At 73.0% G+C, this 18,614-nt stretch carries 16 protein-coding genes; 7 read left to right on the forward strand and 9 right to left on the reverse strand.

Annotated elements, in window-relative coordinates; translation table 11 throughout:
- Positions 1-74 precede the first annotated feature (74 nt).
- Complete coding sequence (locus DFJ66_RS24030; RefSeq protein ID WP_121231644.1) at positions 75-1,271, forward strand: GGDEF domain-containing protein; 1,197 nt, start codon at positions 75-77, stop codon at positions 1,269-1,271.
- Here DFJ66_RS24030 and DFJ66_RS24035 read toward each other — a convergent pair.
- Positions 1,268-2,419 carry an AI-2E family transporter gene (locus DFJ66_RS24035; RefSeq protein ID WP_121231646.1) on the reverse strand — a complete coding sequence of 384 codons (1,152 nt, stop codon included), beginning with the start codon at positions 2,417-2,419 and terminating at the stop codon, positions 1,268-1,270. The genes DFJ66_RS24030 and DFJ66_RS24035 overlap by 4 nt on opposite strands.
- 182 nt (positions 2,420-2,601) lie before the next feature.
- Here DFJ66_RS24035 and DFJ66_RS42935 point away from each other — a divergent pair, with 182 nt between their 5' ends.
- From DFJ66_RS42935 to DFJ66_RS24055, 5 genes are all read left to right on the forward strand, one after another.
- On the forward strand, positions 2,602-3,342 hold the full coding sequence (locus DFJ66_RS42935; protein ID WP_170199628.1) for a hypothetical protein: 741 nt from the start codon (positions 2,602-2,604) through the stop codon (positions 3,340-3,342).
- Between the two features lie 16 nt (positions 3,343-3,358).
- Positions 3,359-4,135, forward strand: coding sequence for a CHAP domain-containing protein (locus tag DFJ66_RS42940; RefSeq protein ID WP_170199630.1), 777 nt, complete (start codon positions 3,359-3,361; stop codon positions 4,133-4,135).
- A gap of 314 nt (positions 4,136-4,449) precedes the next feature.
- Positions 4,450-6,624, forward strand: a complete 2,175-nt coding sequence (locus tag DFJ66_RS24045; protein WP_121224004.1) for a hypothetical protein — start codon at positions 4,450-4,452, stop codon at positions 6,622-6,624.
- A 161-nt stretch (positions 6,625-6,785) separates the two neighbouring features.
- On the forward strand, positions 6,786-7,583 hold the full coding sequence (locus tag DFJ66_RS24050) for a hypothetical protein (RefSeq protein WP_147459345.1): 798 nt from the start codon (positions 6,786-6,788) through the stop codon (positions 7,581-7,583).
- 246 nt (positions 7,584-7,829) lie between these two features.
- Positions 7,830-11,285 (forward strand): beta strand repeat-containing protein, encoded by a 3,456-nt coding sequence (locus DFJ66_RS24055; RefSeq protein WP_121224008.1) that lies wholly within the window; start codon positions 7,830-7,832, stop codon positions 11,283-11,285.
- 66 nt (positions 11,286-11,351) lie between these two features.
- On the opposite strand, the gene DFJ66_RS24060 is transcribed toward DFJ66_RS24055, so the two are convergent.
- The 4 genes from DFJ66_RS24060 to DFJ66_RS24075 all read right to left on the reverse strand — a co-directional run bounded on the left by DFJ66_RS24060 (position 11,352) and on the right by DFJ66_RS24075 (position 14,366).
- Entirely contained in the window at positions 11,352-12,164 is an 813-nt protein-coding gene (locus DFJ66_RS24060; protein WP_121224010.1) for a GGDEF domain-containing protein, read from the reverse strand.
- A gap of 64 nt (positions 12,165-12,228) precedes the next feature.
- Positions 12,229-13,092, reverse strand: a complete 864-nt coding sequence (locus tag DFJ66_RS24065) for an exonuclease domain-containing protein (RefSeq protein ID WP_121224012.1) — start codon at positions 13,090-13,092, stop codon at positions 12,229-12,231.
- A 25-nt stretch (positions 13,093-13,117) separates the two neighbouring features.
- Positions 13,118-13,675 carry a TetR/AcrR family transcriptional regulator gene (locus DFJ66_RS24070; RefSeq protein ID WP_121224014.1) on the reverse strand — a complete coding sequence of 186 codons (558 nt, stop codon included), beginning with the start codon at positions 13,673-13,675 and terminating at the stop codon, positions 13,118-13,120.
- A 64-nt stretch (positions 13,676-13,739) separates the two neighbouring features.
- Positions 13,740-14,366, reverse strand: coding sequence for a TetR/AcrR family transcriptional regulator (locus tag DFJ66_RS24075; RefSeq protein WP_246029884.1), 627 nt, complete (start codon positions 14,364-14,366; stop codon positions 13,740-13,742).
- A gap of 82 nt (positions 14,367-14,448) precedes the next feature.
- Between DFJ66_RS24075 and DFJ66_RS24080 the strand changes: the two genes are divergently transcribed.
- The gene (locus tag DFJ66_RS24080; protein ID WP_121224016.1) at positions 14,449-15,339 is read left to right on the forward strand and encodes an alpha/beta fold hydrolase; all 891 of its coding nucleotides are present in this window, start codon (positions 14,449-14,451) and stop codon (positions 15,337-15,339) included.
- Between the two features lie 77 nt (positions 15,340-15,416).
- Here DFJ66_RS24080 and DFJ66_RS24085 read toward each other — a convergent pair whose 3' ends face one another.
- From DFJ66_RS24085 to rplI, 4 genes are all read right to left on the reverse strand, one after another.
- On the reverse strand, positions 15,417-15,836 hold the full coding sequence (locus tag DFJ66_RS24085) for a toll/interleukin-1 receptor domain-containing protein (protein WP_121224018.1): 420 nt from the start codon (positions 15,834-15,836) through the stop codon (positions 15,417-15,419).
- The gene (locus DFJ66_RS24090; RefSeq protein ID WP_121224020.1) at positions 15,833-16,348 is read right to left on the reverse strand and encodes a hypothetical protein; all 516 of its coding nucleotides are present in this window, start codon (positions 16,346-16,348) and stop codon (positions 15,833-15,835) included. The genes DFJ66_RS24085 and DFJ66_RS24090 overlap by 4 nt, the downstream gene beginning before the upstream one ends.
- A gap of 24 nt (positions 16,349-16,372) precedes the next feature.
- The gene (gene dnaB / locus DFJ66_RS24095; protein ID WP_121224022.1) at positions 16,373-17,734 is read right to left on the reverse strand and encodes a replicative DNA helicase; all 1,362 of its coding nucleotides are present in this window, start codon (positions 17,732-17,734) and stop codon (positions 16,373-16,375) included.
- A 416-nt stretch (positions 17,735-18,150) separates the two neighbouring features.
- Positions 18,151-18,606 (reverse strand): 50S ribosomal protein L9, encoded by a 456-nt coding sequence (gene rplI, locus DFJ66_RS24100; protein WP_121224024.1) that lies wholly within the window; start codon positions 18,604-18,606, stop codon positions 18,151-18,153.
- Positions 18,607-18,614: the final 8 nt, after the last annotated feature.

Raw genomic sequence — 18,614 nt, forward strand, 5'->3', positions numbered from 1 at the left:
CTGGCCTGCATTACTGGGTGTGACTTTCGGGGGACACCGCGCGATTCGACTCCGGCGCGAGGGGTGGGGTGAACGTGCGCGACTGGCCACTGTGGACGCTGCGGCGCTCCGCCCTGGCCTACTGGCTGGCCGTCGACGCGGTCGCGCTCGCGGTGGTCGTGTACGTGATCGCTTCCTCGCCGACCCCGGATCCCGACGCCATCGCCCGCTTCGGCGCGATCGCCGGCACCGCGGGCGCGGTCATCATCGGCAGTTCGATCTACAGCCACCGCATCGGCGAGTCCGAGCGCAACCCGTGGGCCGCCCACCTCACCTACCTGACCGCCGGCCTGATCGCGCTGCCGTGCAACCTGCTGGTCCTGCTGCTGTTCGGGCCCGCGCTGCACGGGGTGCTGGCCCAGCGCCCCGAGTCGCACCGCTGGGTGTTCACGCTGTCCGCGACCGCCATCTCGGTGTTCGCCACCCGCGCGCTGCTGGGGTGGATGACCCCGAACCGCGAGCTGGTGGTGATGGTGTTCGGCGCGGCCGTCCTGCTGGTCCTGCGGGCGGGGATCATCGCGCTCGGGCTCAAGCTGCGCAGCCCGCGCGCGTCCGCCGAGGAGGTCGTCGGCGAACCGATCGACGCCGTGCTGGGGATCGTGGCGGTGAGCATCGGCGGGCTGATGGGGTTCGTCGCGACCGCCACCCCCGTGCACGCGCTGATGGCGGCGGCCCCGATGGCGTTGCTGGAACGCGCGGCCCAGCTGCCGCACTGGCGGCGGTCGGCCCAGCGGGACGCCAAGACCGGCCTGGCCAACGCCGTGCACTGGGACGGCAAGGCGCGCTACGAGCTGTCCAAGGCCCGCGCCCGCAACCGGCCGATGGCCGTGATGCTGCTCGACCTGGACCACTTCAAACGGGTCAACGACGAGGTCGGCCACCTGGCCGGGGACGCGGCGCTGTCCGCGGTGGCCCTGTTGCTGTCCGGGACCGTCCGGCGCGGTGACCTGGTCGGACGCTTCGGCGGCGAGGAGTTCGTGGTGCTGCTGCCCGACGCCGAACCGGCGATCGCCCGGTCCGTGGCGCAGCGCGTGCGGCTGGCGGTGGCGGGCCTGGCGGTGACCACGGTCGGCACGGACGGCCGCGAGCACCTGCTGACCGGGCTGACCGTGAGCATCGGCGTGGCCACCACCCAGCGCTACGGCTACGAGCTGCCGGACCTGCTGGTGGCCGCCGACGCCGCCCTGCTGGCCGCGAAGGGGTACGGCCGCAACCTGGTGGAGATGGCCTAGCCCTCCAGGTCTTCGACGCGTTCGCCGCCGGTGTCCACCGGCCCGGTCTCCTGCGGTTCGTGGACGTCCACCTGCTCGGGCTCGACCGCCTTGTCCGACTCCGACAGCAGCGACCGGATGCCCGAGTTCAGCACCGCCAGCAGCGGCACGGACAGCAGCGCGCCGGAGATCCCGCCGACGACCAGGCCCGCCGTGATCGCGAGGACCACGGCCAGCGGGTGCAGCTTCACCGCGCGGCCCAGCAGCAGCGGCTGCAGCACGTGCGACTCCAGCTGCATCACGCCGATCAGGATGGCCAGCACGATCAGCGCCGCCACCCACCCGTTGGCCACCAGCGCCACCAGGACGGCCACCGCGCCGGTGATCACCGCGCCGACGATCGGGATGAACGCACCCAGGAAGACCAGCGCGGACAGCGGCACCACCAGCGGGACGCCCACGATCCACAGGCCGATGCCGACGCCGAGCGCGTCCACCACGGCCACCAGCGCCGTCGCCCGCACGTAGGACACGAGGGAGGCGAACCCGCGCCGTCCCGCCACGTCCGCGCGGTCCCGGACGTCCGCCGGGACGGCCCGGATCAGGAACCGCCAGATCCCGTCGCCGTCGTGCAGGAAGAAGATCAGCGTGAACAGCGCGAGGATCAGGCCGGTCAGCAGCTCGCCGACGGTCGCGGCGGTGGTCAGCGCGCCCGAGGTGATCTCGGCCTGGTTCTCCTTGATCGTCTGCACGACCCGGTCCAGGTACTGCTGGAGCTGGGCGTCGGTCAGGTGCGCGGGGCCGTCGCGCAGCCACTCGCGGATCGTGTCGAGGCTCGCCCCGACCTGCTTCTGCAGGTCCGGCAGACCCTTGGAGAACTCGGTGATGACGAAGGTGAGCACCCCGCCGACCACGGCGATGCCGCCGACCAGCACCAACCCGGTCGCGAGGCCCTTGGGCACGCCGACCCGGGTCAGCTGCGCCACCGCCGGCGACAGCAGCGCCGCGAGCAGCAGCGCCACCCCGGCCGGGATGACGATGGTCGTCAGGTACCCGACGACGACGCCGATGACGTAGAGCGCGGCGACGACCGCCACGAACCGCCAACTCAGCGCGGCGCTGACCCGCAGCAGGCGCGGAACCCTGGTTTCCGAATCGCTCCCCTTCACACGATCACCGTAGCCCGCGCACCGCCCACGCAGCGCGAACACGCGGCCAACTCCTGCCGTGGCGCACCCGGTCGCCGCGCGGCCGTCCGGGACAGTCCCGGCCGGTCGGGGCGCTTGTCGGACGCCCGTTCGGACGGATTGCGTCCGGTGTCGAGCGATCCCGACGAGGAAGGGCCGTGCCGATGCCACGCCGACGAGCCACCCCGCCACCCGCACCGCAGGACGAGCCGAAGCAGACGTGGCGCGAGCCGAAGACGCTGCTGGTGTTCGCCGCGTTCGCGCTGGCGGTCGTGGCGGCGTTCCTGCTGGGGCACCAGCAGGGCGGCGAGTCGACCGCGGCCGAGCCGCCGGCGGTGGAGGCCCCGGTGGGGCAGGTGCCGGTCGAGGAGCCCGAGCAGCCCGAGCAGCCCGAGGAGGCCGAGGAGTCCCCCGCACCTGAGGAGTCCCCGGTACCCGAGGAGCCCACGACGCCCGAGCCCACGCCCGCGCCTTCGGAGGAGTCCCCGCAGCCAGAGGAGCCCTCAGAGCCGGAGGAGTCCTCGGAGCCGGTGTCCGCGGAGCCCGCGTCTGTCGAGCCCGTGTCTGCCGAGCCGGTGTCTGTCGAGCCGGTGTCCGTGGAGCCGGTGTCCGTGGAGCCGGCAGCACCGGAGTCGGCCGAGCCCGAGCCCGAGTTCACCGAGCCCGAGTTCGCCGAGCCCGAGGTGTTCCAGCCCCGGCAGCTCTACGTGCCGGAGCCGTCCGAGCGCGTCCTCCGCAGCACGCCCGTCGAGCCGCACACCCCGTCCTGGTCGCACACCCCGTCCTGGTCACACACGCCGTCCTGGTCGCACACGCCGTCCGGGCCGTGCGCGGTCCACGCCGGGCCGGGCGGTGACGGTCCCTTCCTGGTCCTGCCCGCGGGCGCCCACACCCGCACACCCTGAGAAAGAGGAGATCCCGTTGCGATTCACCCTGCTCACTACAACCACCGCACGCCTGGTCGTCGGCCTCGCGGCAGCCGCCGGCATCGCCCTGACCGGCCTGTCCGCGCACGCCGCCCCGGTCGAGGTGGACCTGGTCGCCGCCGCGACCAAGCCGGCGGACGACGAGTCGCGCAAGAAGATCGTGGACATCGCGCAGGACGAGCTGAACAACCCCAAGCGCAACCACGAGCGCGGTGGCTACAACTGCAACGCCTACAGCCCGAACGGCAAGTGCCAGGCGTGGTGCGCCGACTTCACCAAGTGGGTCTGGGACAAGGCCGGCGTGAAGACCGAGGGCGCGACCTCGATGGCCAACAGCTTCCGCAACTACGGCGTGAAGTACGGGACGTGGAAGAACGGCCCGAGCGCCAAGAAGGTGAAGCCCGGTGACGCCGTCACCTACCGCCTGAACGACGGCGACACCGGCAACGACCACGTCGGCATCGTCACCAAGGTCGACAAGAAGACCGGCCGCATCACCGTCGTCTCCGGCAACAGCGGCAAGGGCACCAACCAGGTCTCCAAGATCACCATCGACCCGAAGAAGTCGCAGGTCACCGGTTACGCCTCGCCCGTCGAGAAGAAGCAGCCGAAGAAGAAGGACGAGCCCAAGAAGAAGGCGGGCGACACCAAGAAGGACGACGCGAAGAAGGACGCGAAGAAAGAACCGAAGAAGGCCAAGACCGACCAGCCGTCCCCGGTGACCATCGTCGACGGCGACCAGTTGCAGCACACCTACGGCGTGATCGGCTGAACCCGCTTCCGGCACTACTCGCTCAAGAAGCAGCGCCGCCCGGAGCCCCGCCACTCGAATGGCGGGGCTCCGCGCCCCCGGGACCTCCCGACAACCACGCCTTCCCCACCCGCCGCCTTGCCGAGTCGGTGTCGTGGTCGTCGGCCGCCGTTCGGCCCCCGGAAGCTTCCGCCGGCCACCCGCGCCCCGGAACCCGCGAGCCCCGCGAACTGTCGTACCCCCGTGGGAGCATGGAAGCGGGGGCCGGAGGCCGCGGGTACGAGCCCGCCACAAGTGCTGGCCAACGCCGCCGCGGGGATGATCGGATCGGGTCCGTGACCGACGAGGAGTCCCTGCGCGCCGCCTTCGCCACCGGTGCCCGCGTCCGGTTCGACGCCAAGAAGCCCAAGGTCGACCGCGCGGTCCGCGGTGAGCTGCTCTCCGCACTCCTCACCGAGCCCCTCCCCGGTTCCGCGCTCCGCCTGGTCGGCGCGCACGTCACCGGCGCGTTCGCCCTCGAAGGTCTCACCGTCACCCAGGTCGTCGACCTCGTGGACTGCACCTTCGACGAAGCGCCCGACCTCCGCATGGCCCGTCTCACGAGCCTGCGCCTGCGCGGCTGCAAGGTGCCCGGCCTGTGGGCGCGCAACCTCCGCGTCGGCAGCGACCTGGTCCTGGAAGCCGGGTTCACCAGCGAAGGCGTGGTGGACCTGACCGACGCCACCGTCGACGGCACCTTCCGCCTCGCCGGCGCGGTCCTCAAGGCGAAGGGGGACCACGCCCTGCTCGCCGCGCGCATCCGGCTCTCCGGCTCGCTCCAGGCCATCGCCCTGCGCGCGGGCGGGGAGGTGCGGTTGCGGGGTGCGAACATCGGCGGCTCGGTGCACCTGGGTGGCGCGCGGCTGCACAACCCCGGGCAGAACGCCCTCGACGGCTCGGGCGTCACCATCGCGGGCAACCTGTTCTGCGACGCCGAAGGCGGCCGGTTCACCGCGGACGGCCGCATCCTGCTCGACGGCGCCCGGGTCGGCGGCAACGTCGTCTTCTCCGGCGCCCGGCTCAAGGCCGGTGTCGTGGACCGGCCCGTCCTGGTCATCCCGCGCGGCACCGCGGACGAGTCCGCGTCGCTGGTCGCCGACCGCATCCGGGTCGAGGGCAACGTCGAGCTGGACGACGGCTTCACCTCCACCGGCACGGTCCGGCTGGCCAACGCCGAGGTCGGCGGCTACCTGCGGCTGTCGGGCGCGGCGATCGGCCGGCAGGACGTGGTGGAGGAGCTGGAGGCCCGCGAGGTCGTGGACCGCATCCCGGTCGCACTGCACGCCGACGGCATCCGGGTGCGCGGCGACCTCGAGGCGCGCGGCGCGGTCAACGGCGGGTTCCGCGGCGACGGGGCGCGCGAGTCGGCCCTGCGCGCGTACGGCCAGGTCCGGCTGGTCGACGCGCACGTGCGGGGCAGCGCGAGCCTGTCCGGTGTCCACCTGCACGGTCCGGGCATCGACGTCCTGTTCGCCGACCGGTTGACCGTCGGCGGCACGCTGTTCCTGCGCGACCTGCACGCCAAGGGCTCGCTGCGCCTGCAGAACGCGGCGATCGGCTCCACCCTGGACTGCTCGGGCGCGACGCTGACCCAGCCCCGCCGCCGGCCCGACGGGAAGGGCGTCAAGCCCTCGCTGGACGCCCGGGTCGCCACCATCGGCAAGGACCTGCTGTGCAGCAACGGGTTCACCGCGACCGGCGGCGTCCGCATCCGGCTGGCCGAGGTCGGCAAGATGGCCACCTTCACCGGCGCGCGCCTGGGCGGTCCGGGCAGCGACATCGCGCTCAACGCCTACGGCCTCACCGTGAGCCAACTGGTGCTGCGCATGGCCGAGGACGTGATCCCGGTGGGCCGCGTGGTCTTGCGGCGGGTCAGCGCGACCGCCGTGCAGGACGGGCCGGGCCTGTGGGCGGCGACCGGCGGGGTGGACGTGGAGGACTTCACGTTCAGCGCGATCTCCTCGACCCCGCCGGTGGACGTGCACACCCGGCTGCGCTGGCTGCGCGAGGTGCAGCCGGACTTCGCGCCCGGCCCGTACGAGCAGCTCGCGGCGGTGTACCGGGACGGCGGCGAGGAGGAGTTGGCGCAGCAGGTGCAGCTGGAGAAGCAGCACCGGCGCTACTCCGAGCTGGGCCGGGCGGGTCGGGTGTGGGGCGGGCTGCAGCGCTGGACGGTGGGCTACGGGTACCGGCCGTGGCTGGCGATCGCGTGGCTGGTGGCGTTCTGGCTGCTGGGCGCGCTGTGGTTCCTCGGGCACGAGATGCCCAAGCTCAACGACGACGAGTCGCCGTCGTGGAACCCGTGGCTGCTGGCCGTGGACCTGTTGATCCCGATCGTGGACCTTGGCCAGGACGGCAAGTGGAAGTTCTCCGGCGCCTCGCAGTGGATCTCCAGCGGGTTGATCGCGGTGGGCTGGATCCTGGCGTCGACGGCGGCGGCGGGCGCGGCGCGGGTCTTGAAGCGCGTCTGATCGGCTACCCACGGTCAAACCTGACGACACAGTGTGTCGGTCACACGATCCGGCGAACCCGGCCGCCAACGCGTGCGCACCGACCCGTCGGGCTGGCACGCTCGTCGGCGTCGGCTTGATCACCTTCGATCTCCCGCGCCGACACTTCCCAGCGTTCTCGGGTGGAGGTACCAGCGTTGTCGCACGCCGACCAGCGATCGGGTCCGGGGGTGAGCCGCGTCAAGCGGCTGCTCTCCCGCGCCCTGCTGGTCGCGGGCGGCGCGCTGGCTGGCACTGCCGCCGTCTGGGCGCTGTCCTCGGCTCCGGCCTCCGCGCAGGAGGCCGACCGCGCCGACGCGGTCACGTCCGTCACCGAAGCGGTGGCGGCCGGTCCCGTCGGAGGGGCCGTCGCACCGGTCCGCGAGACCGTGCGCGACCTCGACCGGAAGGTCCGCGCCGAGCGCGAGCACCACCAGGTGCCCGACCTCGGCCGCGTCGCGGAGGACATCCGCGACACCTTCGGCAACACCGTGGCCAGGTTCGAGCCGGACCTGGCCGAGTCGGTCACCCCGTCGTCCTTCACCGGGCGCGCGGTGAACCGGCACACCGAGCCCGCCTCCGAAGCCGCCGCCGTGCCGGTCTCGACCGGCACCCCGGTGGTGCGGAGCCCGTTCGGCAAGCTCAGCGACAGCTGGGCGTCCTCGCCGGCGCCGGCGTTCGACGCGTCGTCGGACGAGGACCGCACCTCCCCCCTCTCGGACCCGGCCGGCCCCACGCGCACGCCCTTCGCACCGCCTTCAGGGGTGCCGGTGCACTGCTCGTGCGGTGGTGACGGCTCCGGTTCCGCCGGCGGCGGCAGCGGCCCGTTCACGGGCGTGACCGCCGACGGCTTCGACGCCGCCGTGCTCCGGGCGCTGCTGCCCGGCACCGAGCGGCTCTCCGTGCTGCCGGGCAAGCAGCCCGGCACCACCCCCGACTGATCCCAGCGCGCGGTCCGCGGGCGGCCCTCCGCCGCCCCCGGTAATCGACCGTCGCGCTCTCTCGTCGCGCCCGACACCGGTCGAAACGCCGCGCCCCACCCCCCGATCCGGGTGGTCGCCGCTCCCCGACGCGGTGCACGCGTCGACCGCCCTTCACCTCCCATCAGGGACACAGAAGAAGGAGAACCCATGCAAACCTGGGCCAAGCGCGGTTTCCAAACCGCACTTGTCACGGGTGGTTTGCTGATGCTCGGTACGGGCATCGCTTCAGCCCAGGAGAACGTCAACCCCGACGCTCCGCCGTCGCCGCTGGACGCCCGGCTCCGCGTGCCGATCGACGTCGAGGAGAACAACCTGGGCACCCCGGTCGGGAACCGGGACCTGCCGGAGGTCCACCGCGAGATCGGCACCGAGAACGTGCCGCAGCCCGAAGCGGTCACCAAGAACCCCCTGGTCCGCGACGCGCAGGCCCGCGCCCGCCAGGTCGACACCAGCCAGGTGACCCGCGGCAACGCCATCGACGGCGACGTCGTCGCCCCGGTCCACGCGTGCGGCAACGCGGTCGGCGCTGGCGGCGACGCCCACGCCGACGGCGAGTGCGCGCAGTTCACGCCCAGCACCGGCAAGACCCGCACCGACGGCTCGCGCGGCGCGCTCGCCGGCAACGTCGCCGCGGTCCACAACGCCAGCCCGATCGGCGCCACCGGCAACGCCGCCGCCCTCGGCGCGAACGCCTACTCCGAGTCCTACGCCCGGCAGGACGCCGCAGCCGGCGGCGACGTGACCACCGGCGGCTCGGACGGCTCGCTGTCCGGCAACATCCTCGGCGTCCAGCAGGCGACGCCGTTCCGCGCCAGCAACAACGCGGCCGGCGTCGGCGGCATCGCCAACACCTCCTCGCACGCCGACAGCGAGGCCCAGGCCGGCGGTTCGCTGGCCACCAACGGCGACCGCAGCACCCTCGGCGGCAACACCGCGGGCGTCCCGTTCGCCCCGATCACCTCGGTCGAGGGCAACGCGCTCGGCGCGGCGGGCAACGCCGACACCACCGCCGACAACCGCAGCACCGCGATCGCCGGCGACACCGGCCCGACCCGCAGCAGCCACGAGTCGTGGCTGTCCACCAGCGGCGAGAACGCCACCGTCGCGGGCAACGCGCTCCAGCCGCAGCTCGCCGGCCCCGCCACGGTCAACAACAACGCCCTGGCCGGCGTCGGCAACGCCGACACCGAGACCCGGTCGGACAACAACGCCCAGGCGGGCGGCTGGGCCAAGACCAGCGGCCAGGACTCGACCCTGTCGGGCAACTTCGGCGACGCCCCGGTCGCGCTGCCGGTCGGCGGCGCGGGCAACTCGGGCTCCCTGCTCGGCAACACCTCCTCCACCCACGCCGCCGACACCGACGCCACCGCGGGCGGCGCGACGTACACCCGCGGCGACCGCGCGGTGCTGTCGGCGAACTCGACCAACGCGGCCCCGGCCGGCGCGCTCGACGCGTGCGGCAACGGCCTGGCCGGCGGCGGCATCGCGGGCGCGCAGTGCGAGAACGAGGTCGACTCCAGCGCCGGCGGCTACAACGGCACCACCGGCAACGACTCGGTCCTGTCCGGCAACATCGGCCAGGCGCCGGTGGCGCTGCCCGCCGAGGGCTTCGGCAACGCGGGCGGTGTCGGCGGCCTGGCCACCGGCAACGCCGACGAGGACAAGGTGATCCGGGCCGGCGGGGCGCCCAACGCCCGCGACGACAACGGCACCGTGTCCAGCAACGTGGTCACCACGCCCACCGCCATCGGCGGCCAGGGCTTCGGCAACGCCGGCGCGCTGGTCGGCAACCCGACCTCGAAGACCGACAGCGACACCGCCATCACCACCGGCGGCCCGACGTCGGCCACCGGCCGGCACGGCTCGATGTCCGGCAACATCGTCGAGGCCCCGACCTCGAACCCGGCGCAGGTGCCCGGCAACACCGTCGTGGCGGTCGGCAACGGCGCGTCCGACCTGAGCAACAAGCTCAACTCCCGCTCGGGCGGCAACTCCTCCTCCGAGGGCGACAACGGCGCGTTCACCGGCAACGTCCTGTCGGTGCCGCAGGCGTCCTCGCCGCAGGTGTTCGGCTCGGCGGTCGGCGCGGGCAGCAACGCCAAGAGCGCGGTGGACAACGAGTTCGCCTCCTTCTCCGGCGGCGACATCGCCACCTCCGGCAACCAGGGCTCGGTGTCGGGCAACGGCGTCACGGCGCAGCCCGCCCTGGCGTTGCAGACCTTCGCCGACACGGTGACCGCGGCGGGCAACGGCCGCTCCGACGTCAGCGACCAGTCCGCCGTGATCGCGGGCGGCGACCAGCAGACCGAGGCGTGGAACAGCTCGCTGTCGGGCAACCTGCTCAACGTGCCGGCCAACGCCAAGCCCGGCGTGTTCGGCGACGCGGCGACCGTGGGCGGCCTGGCCGACTCCGACGCCGACTCCCTGAGCCTGACCCAGTCCGGTGGCGACACCGAGACCAAGGGCTCGGGTTCGGGCACCTCGCACGACCTGTCCGTGCCCGCCGAGACCCGGCCGGCCGTGTTCGACGTGCCCGCCGACGTGCTCGGCACCGCCCGCACCGACCTGGCCGAGGCCTCGGCGGAGCGGACCGGCGACGAGCCGGAGGGCCAGGGCGGCCCGCGCAAGACCGTGCCGAAGGGCATCAACCTGCCCACCGGCGTGGACCACCTGATGAAGCCGACCGAGCTGCCGAACCTGTCCAGCCTGGACCGGCTCTCCGGCCTGGGCGCGCTGGACCTGTCCGACCTGCGCAAGTTCGACCTGTCGGTGCTGCGCGGCCTGGAGCTGTCGCAGATCCGCGACCTGGGCGCGCCCCAGGTGCGGGGCGTGGACGTGACCCGCGTCAGCGACCTCGACGTGACCCGCAAGGCGCTGCCGAAGCCGCCGACCCTGTCGGAGCTGGTCGACCTGGAGCACATGCCGGTCAACCAGATCCCGAACCCGAAGCTGGTCGGCGAGCTGCTCGCCACCCAGACCGCGGGTCTGCCGCAGCTGAACACCAAGGCGCTCGTGCCGAGCGAGCTGCCCGCGAAGCTGCCCGCCAAGGCGCCGTCCACCAGCGTGGCGGACAAGAAGCTGCCCACGCCGTCGCTGCCCGGCAAGCTGCCCGCCGGTGGCCTGCCCAAGCTGCCCGCGGTGCCGGGCGTCTCGAAGCTGACCGGCATCACCCGCGCGCCGCAGCTGGGTCACCTCAAGGAGCTGCAGCGCCTGTCGGAGCTGCGCCGGGTGCCGCAGGCCGTCGTCAACGCCTCGGACACGGACATCCACGAGCGCTCGTTCGGCGGCACGCTGCCGCTGTTCGGCGGCACCCTCGGCGTGACCCCGGTGGTCCAGGGCCTGCCGCTGCTGCCCGGCCCGCAGACGTCCACCCCGCGTGAGCTGGCGTCCCCGCTGCCGCTGCCGGTCGTCGTGCCGCTGCCGGGCGTGGCCCAGCCGCGCACCGCCGCCCCGGCCCTGCCGGGCGTCCCGTCGGCCGGCCCCGCCGTGCCGTCGCTGTCCGGCGCGTCGCTGAGCGGCCTGAACGTCAACCCGCTGAACGGCAAGGTCGAGGGCCCGAAGGAGCGCACCTCGGCTCCGGCCCTGGCCGGCCTGGACGCGATGGGCATCTTCGACGCCCTGGGCCACCTGGACGCCACCCAGGTGCTGCCGAAGCTCTGACCCGCACGACCCACCCCGCATGACGGGCCCCCTGGCACGACCGGTGCCAGGGGGCCCTTCCGCGTGTCAGTGCCGCAGGCGTTCCTCGACGTGCGCGATCACCGAGTGCAGCGGCGCGTCGCCGTCGCTGGTCACCCAGCACACGCGAACCCCCGGCTGGATCCGCGTCCCGCCCAGGCGCACCGCCCGCCCCGCCAGCTCCCGGGCCCGCGCCGCCACCGCCTCGCCGTTGCCGTTGGGGTGCTCGGCGACCACGGCGAACTCGTCCCCGCCGTACCGGGCCACCGTGTAGTCCTCCCGCAGCCCCTCCCGCAGCCGCCCGCCGATCACCGCGAGCAGCTCGTCACCGCGCTGGAACCCGTGCGTCCGGTTCACCTCGGCGAGCTGGTGCACGTCGAGGAGCACGAGCGTGGCGAGCGTCCCGTGCGTCCGGGCCCGGGTCAGCGCCTGGTCCAGGCGGTCCAGCAGCAGCGCCCGACCCGGCAGACCGGTCAGCGCGTCCAGCAGGTTCGCGCTGTGCGGCACGTCCTGCTGCACGGGCCGCAGCAGCACCAGCACCTGGCCGCGCCCGGACAGCGGGTGGATGTCCGCCCACACCCGCGCGTGCGGCAGCACCACCGGGATGGTCAGCGCCGCCCCGGTCCGCAGCACCTGCGCGGCCAGCTCGGCGCATGTCGGCAGCTGCGCCCCGGACTCGTCCCGCGCCTGCGGCAGGCGGTAGCCGGGCAGGGTCGTCGCCGGGACGCCCAGCAGGGCGGCGGCCAGGCGGTTGCCGGCGAGGACGGTGCCGCGGTCGTCCTGCAGCAGCACGCCGACGGGCAGTTCGGAGACCAGTTCGTCCCACACCGGACGGGAAGTCGTTGTCTGCACGGTACGCATAGGACTCGTGCCCTTCGCCGGACCAGCCTGTCCGTGAAGAGCATCCCCGCAGGTCGCAGGCTTTTCAATAGGCCTTGTGCCACCCGGTCCGGTGATCTTTGCGTGCGCAGGACAGAACGGTCAGCGCGTCCGCGAACTCGGCCTCGGACACCACCGGCACCTCGTAGGCCCGCGCCCGCCGCGCCTTGGTGGACAGCGTGAACGGGTCGGCCGCCACCACCAGCCGCGTGGCCCGGGTGACGTAGCCGTGGCTGACCAACCCGGCCGCGCGGGCGCGGGAGATCCACACGTCCCGGGGGTCGGCGGTCTGCCCGGTGAACACCACCACGTCACCGACGCGCAGCTCGACGTGGTGCGCTTTCCGGGAGGGTGTCGCGTTGCCCCGACGCACCTCGACCGCGTCGCCGGGCAGCCGCGGCCACGGCACCGGTGCCGCCGCGGGCACGCCGTTGCGCAGGTAGTGGGCGAACAGCCGTGCCGTGGCGCGGGCGTCGTGCAGCGCCGAGTGGGCGTCCTCCAGGTCGATCCCGACGGCGGCGCAGCAGTCCCGCAGCGACCTGCCCGCACCCGGCGGCGCCAGGCGCATCGTGCACAGGCCGTCCAACTCCAGCTCCACACCCAGCCGCGCGAACTCGGCGGCGAGGAAGCGGGCGTCGAACGCGAGGTTGTGCGCGACCAGCACCCGACCCGCGAGCCGGTCCGTCAACGCGCCCGCGACCTGCGCGAACGTCGGCGCGGCCCACACGTCCGCCGCGCTGATCCGGTGCACGTGCTGCGGCCCGAGGTCCCGGCCCGGGTTGAGCAGCGTGCACCACTCGCCGGTCGGCTCGCCGCGCGCGTCCAGCTGCACGACCGCCACCTCGACCACGCGGTCCGACCGGCGGGCGGCGAACCCGGTCGTCTCCACGTCGACCACGGCGTACCCCATGATCGGCCCACCCTACCGAGCATGATCACGCGCACAGCGCGCGGAGCGCCAACGCCACCACCGTGTCGGAGAACGTGCCCGTCAACGGCCCGGTCCGCAGCAGCCACCGCTGGTAGACCGGCGCCAGCAGCAACTCGGCCGCCGCGGGCACGTCCACGTCACCCCGGATCTCCCCGGCCCGCTGCGCCAGCGCCAACCGTTCCTCCAGCCGCATCCGGCGGGGCGTGAGCAGCAGCGTCACCAGGTCGGTCCGGGCTTCGTGCACCAGCACCCGGCACACCTGGTCGAACCGGCGCTCTTCCAGCTGCCGCACCGCGTGCCGCAGCTCCCGGCGCAGGTCGTCGCCGAGCTCGCCCCACGGCAGCGGCTCGCCCTCGGCCGGCCCGTACTCGACCAGCGCGTCGAACAGCAGCGGCCCCTTCGACGGCCACCACCGGTAGATCGTCTGCTTGCCCACCCCGGCGCGCGCGGCCACCGCCTCGATGGTCAACCGCGCGTACCCCACCGCCTCGACCAACTCCAGCGCCGCCTCCAACACGGCCCGCCGGGACCGCTCGCTGCGCCGCGCCGCGTCGGGTGGCATCCCTTGATCGTAAACGCGCCGACCTCGAACGTTCACACTTCCGTGCGTCACCGTCCCGAAGTGCTCACCCGTCGTGACCGAAGCCCGGCCCGCCCGCCGTCGCCAGCCTGCCCAGGTGGTGGTCCAGGAGCGCCACCGCCGCGTCCGGGGTGTGGTGGCCCAGGAGCAGGGCTTCGCCGAGACCGCTGACCAGGGCGAGCAGGAGGTCCGCCTCCCGCGCGGGGTCGAGGTCGGCGCGCAGGTCACCGTCGCGTTGGGCGGCACCGATCGCGGCGGTGAGGGCGTTGCGGACCTGGGAGGTGCCTTCGCGGAAGCGGGCCGTGAGGACGGGGTCGTTGTGGGCGCGGACCAGGAACGCGTTGGCCACCAGGGACTCGGTGCGGCTGTCGTCGTCGGTGGGGAGCAGCGCGACCAGGACCGCGCGCAAGGTCCCCGACGCGCTGTCGGGCGCGGCGGCGACCCTGGCGGCGATCCGCTGCTCCACCCGTTCCCGGAGGTAGCCGGTGGCGTGCATCAGGAGTTGGTCGCGGGTCCCGAAGTAGTGCTGGACCAGGCCCTTGGACACACCGGCGGCGGTGGCCACCTCGCCCAGGCTCACCCCCTCCAAGCCCCGGGTGCTCGCGATGTGCCAGAGCGCCTCGACGATCTCGCGTCGTCGTTGATCGTGGTCGACCACCTTGGGCACGGTCACGCCTTTCGCAATACGGTCGGCTTGCCAAGCCGCTCGACTCCGCTTTACGATCCGATCGTATCGTAAAAAACTGGAGGTGCCGATGAGCGTGGGGACGTTCGCCTCACCGCGAGCCCGGACCGAGTTCGACGCGGCGTACGAGGCGGGGATGCGCGCCCTGCCCGCACCGGCGGACACCCGGGACGTGCCGACCGACTTCGGGACGGTGCGGGTGTACCGGTTCGGGCCGGCGCGAGGCGCCCCGATCGTGCTGCTGCCGGGACGCAGCGGCACCACCGTCATGTGGCTGCCCAACCTCGCCGCGTTCGCCGAGCACCACCCGGTGTACGCGCTGGACCTGCTCGGCGAACCGGGCCGCAGCGAACAGACCGCCCCCATCCGCGACGCAGCCGACCAGGCCGTCTGGCTGGGGACCGTCCTCGCCGCGCTGGACCTGGACGGCGTCCACCTCGTCGGCGTGTCGATCGGCGGCTGGCACGCGTGCAACCTGGCCGTGCGCGTCCCCGACCGACTGGCCTCGGTCAGCCTGGTCGACCCCGCGAACACCCTCGGCCGCATGCCGGCGAAGCTGGTGCTCCGAGCCGCCCTGGCCGGCCTGCCGCTGGTCTCGCGCTGGGGACGCCCGGCCTTCCTGAGCTGGATCGCCGGCGGCGCCACCGTGCCGAAGGACGACCCGGCCACCGCGGTGCTCGACGCCGGCATGCGCGGCTACCGCATGAGGCTGCCCGTGCCGGAGTACTTCACCGACGACCAACTGCGGTCGATCCGCGTCCCGGTCCTGGCCCTGATCGCCGGCCGCAGCGCCATCCACCACCCCGAGGCCGCCCTCACCAGAGCCCGCACGCTGATCCCCCACGTCCACGCCGAACTGTGGCCCACCGCCACCCACGCCATCTCCGGCTCCCACGCCACCGAGGTCAACGCCGCGGTGCTGCGCTTCATCACCGAAGTCCAGGAGGAGGTAGCGCGATGACGGGACGAGCGAACCACGACGACCCCGGCTGGACGTGACGAAGACCCGCCACCGAAGAGAGCGGGCACGACCGCCGATCACGCGCGTGCGGCGTCACCGCCGGTGAGCGGCGTCGGGCGGGTGGGCGGTGGCGGCGGTCGGTCGGGGTCCGCGGCGGCGGCGAGACCCGCCTCGACGTCCGAGGACCACGGCCACCCCGGCGCACCGGCCGCGACCAGTGTCAGGTCCGGCAACACCGCGTACCGCGGCACGCCCCGCACCAGCGCCACCCCGAACTCCCAGCGCGTCCACGGCGTCGAGGGGTAACCGGGCGTCGCGACACCGACGAACACGTCCGCCGACCGCACCGCCTCCGTCACGGCCCGGTACCGCTCGCCGCCGGAGTGGTCCACGAGATCGTCGACGTACGGGCGACCCAAGCCCTCCACCACGCGCGCCACGCGGCGCAACGAGGAGCGTGAGTTCTCCCGGCGCAAGTAGCTCACGAAGACCCTCATGGCTTCGACGGGGAAACCGGCTGGATCGCCCCGGCGGCGTAGAGCACGAACAGCAGCGCCACCAAGCCGAGCAGGACGAAGTAGTAGACCATCGAACTGTTGAACACCGCCCGCGCCGCCGTGATCGGCACGACCCCCGGCACATGACCGTACCCGGGCACGCGCCGCGCCCGCCGCTGCCAGATCACCGCCATCGCGTTGCGCAGCTTGCGCTGGTAGAAGTACGCGACCGAATCCGCCGCCCAGAACGCCGCGACCACCACCACACCCGCCCCGAACACCGCCGGGTTCAGCGTCCGGTCGCTGAGCAGCGCGACCAGCGTGGCCGCCGGGACCAGCACCGTCGCGCACAGCTTCTTCAACTCGAAGCAGGTCTCCGACGCCTTGAGCGTCGCCGCGTGGAGCTGGTCCAACTGCTCCTTGTCCAGCTCGTCCTCGGTCGGCCCGCCGGCCGGGTCCTCCCGGCTGTCGTCGGTCGTCTCGTCGGGCGATCCGGTCGCGTTCGTGGACACGACAGCATTCTGCCGCCCCATGCGTCAGCCTTGGGCGAGGTCGGCGAAGCGGCTGTAGTGGAGCTGGTGGGCGACCGTGATGGTGGCCGTGGGGCCGGCGCGGTGCTTGGCGATGATCAGGTCCGCCTCGCCGGCGCGGGGGTCGTCGCGTTCCCACGCGTCCGGGCGGTTGATCAGGATGACCATGTCGGCGTCCTGCTCCAGCGAGCCGGACTCGCGCAGGTCGGACAGCTGGGGGCGCTTGTCGGTGCGCTGTTCGGGGCCGCGGTTGAGCTGGCTGATCGCGATCACCGGCACCTCCAGCTCCTTCGCGATCAGCTTCAGGTTCCGGGAGAACTCCGACACCTCCTGCTGGCGGGACTCGGTGCGCTTGCCCGACGACATCAGCTGGAGGTAGTCGACCACCATCAGCCGCAGGTCGTGGCGCTGCTTGAGCCGCCGCGCCTTGGCCCGGATCTCCATCATGGTCAGGTTCGGCGAGTCGTCGATGAACAACGGCGCCTCGCTGATCTCGCTCATCCGCCGCGCGAGCCGCGTCCAGTCGTCGTCACTCATCCGCCCACCGCGCATGTCGCCGAGCCGGATGCGGGCCTCGGCGGAGAGCATGCGCATGACGATCTCGGTCTTGCTCATTTCCAGCGAGAAGAACGCGCTGGTCAGACCGTGCTTCACCGACGCCGACCGGGCGAAGTCCAGTCCCAGGGTCGACTTGCCGACACCCGGCCTGGCCGCCACGATGATCATCTGGCCGGGGTGCAGGCCGTTGGTCAGCTCGTCCAGGTCGGCGAAGCCGGTGGGGATGCCCAGGGACGAGCCGCCGCGGGAGGCGATGGCGTCGATCTCGTCCATCGTCGGCTGGAGCAGTTCCTCCAGCACCACGTAGTCCTCGGTGGTGCGGCGCTCGGTGACCTCGTAGATCGCCGCCTGCGCACGGTCCACGACCTCGTCGACGTCCGCGCCCTCGGCGCCGTTGTAGCCCAGCTGCACGATGCGGGTGCCGGCCTCGACCAGGCGGCGCAGGACGGCCTTCTCGGCGACGATCTCCGCGTAGTACGACGCGTTGGCGGCCGTGGGCACGGTCGCGATGAGGGTGTGCAGGTACGGCGCGCCGCCGACGCGCAGCAGCTCGCCGCGCCGCTCCAGCTCGGCCGACACCGTGATCGGGTCCGCCGGCTCGCCGCGCCCGTACAGGTCGAGGATGCAGTCGTAGATCGCCTGGTGGGCGGGTCGGTAGAAGTCGTTGGGCGCCAGCACCTCGACCACGTCGGCGATGGCGTCCTTGCTCAGCAGCATGCCGCCGAGCACGGACTGCTCGGCGGCGAGGTCCTGCGGCGGCTGTCGCTCGAACCCGGGTTCGGCCATCCCCCGGTCGTCCACCAGCGCCACCGCGCACTCACCCCAATCCGCTCGTGCCCTGTTTTCTACCCCGCGGGTACGACAATTCCCGCGAGGCACGCTCAGCGACTTCGCGGACGCTAGTGACCCCCGGATGGCGCAGGCAAACAGGCCTGGGGACAGGGTTGGGGACAGCTTGGGGATGGCTCCGGCCGGTTGGCCACAAGCCCGGGGAAAGCTGTGGACAACCTGGGTACAACTCGGGCTACGACAGAAGTTTCCGCACGTCAGGGCCTGTGGACAACGGTGTGGAAAAGTCCTTCGTCACACCCTCGGCGTGTCGCGTGTAACCGCGTGCACGGCGTGTCGCGCACGGGCTGTCACATCGAGTTGTCCACAGCCGCACGTGCGAAGGCGCCGCCCGTCCGGAGTACCGGTCGGACGGCGCCTTCGAAACGCCGGGAACCTCAGTTCGCGGCAGCGACCTCGACGGCCAGCGACACCGTGACCTCGGGGTGCAGGCGCACGGCGACCGTGTGCTTGCCCAGGGTCTTGATGTGGCCGGCGATCTCGACGGCGCGCTTGTCCAGCGTCGGGCCGCCCGCGGAGCGGACCGCGGACACGACGTCGGACGAGGTGACCGAGCCGAACAGCTTCTTGGAGCCGACGGCGGCCTTGGCCTTCAGCGTCACGGAACCGAGGCCCTCGAGCGCGGCCTTGATCTCCTTGGCGTGGTCCAGGTCGCGGACGCGGCGGGTCTCCTGCGCACGGCGGATGACCTCGACCTGCTTGGCCGCGCCCTTGGTGGCGACGATCGCCAGGCCGCGGGGCAGCAGGTAGTTGCGGCCGTAGCCGTCCTTGACCTCGACGATGTCGCCGGGGCCACCGAGGCCGCTGACGTCAGCGGTGAGGATGAGCTTCACGGTGTGTC

The organism is Saccharothrix variisporea (genome assembly GCF_003634995.1).
Taxonomy (GTDB): Bacteria; Actinomycetota; Actinomycetes; order Mycobacteriales; family Pseudonocardiaceae; genus Actinosynnema; species Actinosynnema variisporeum.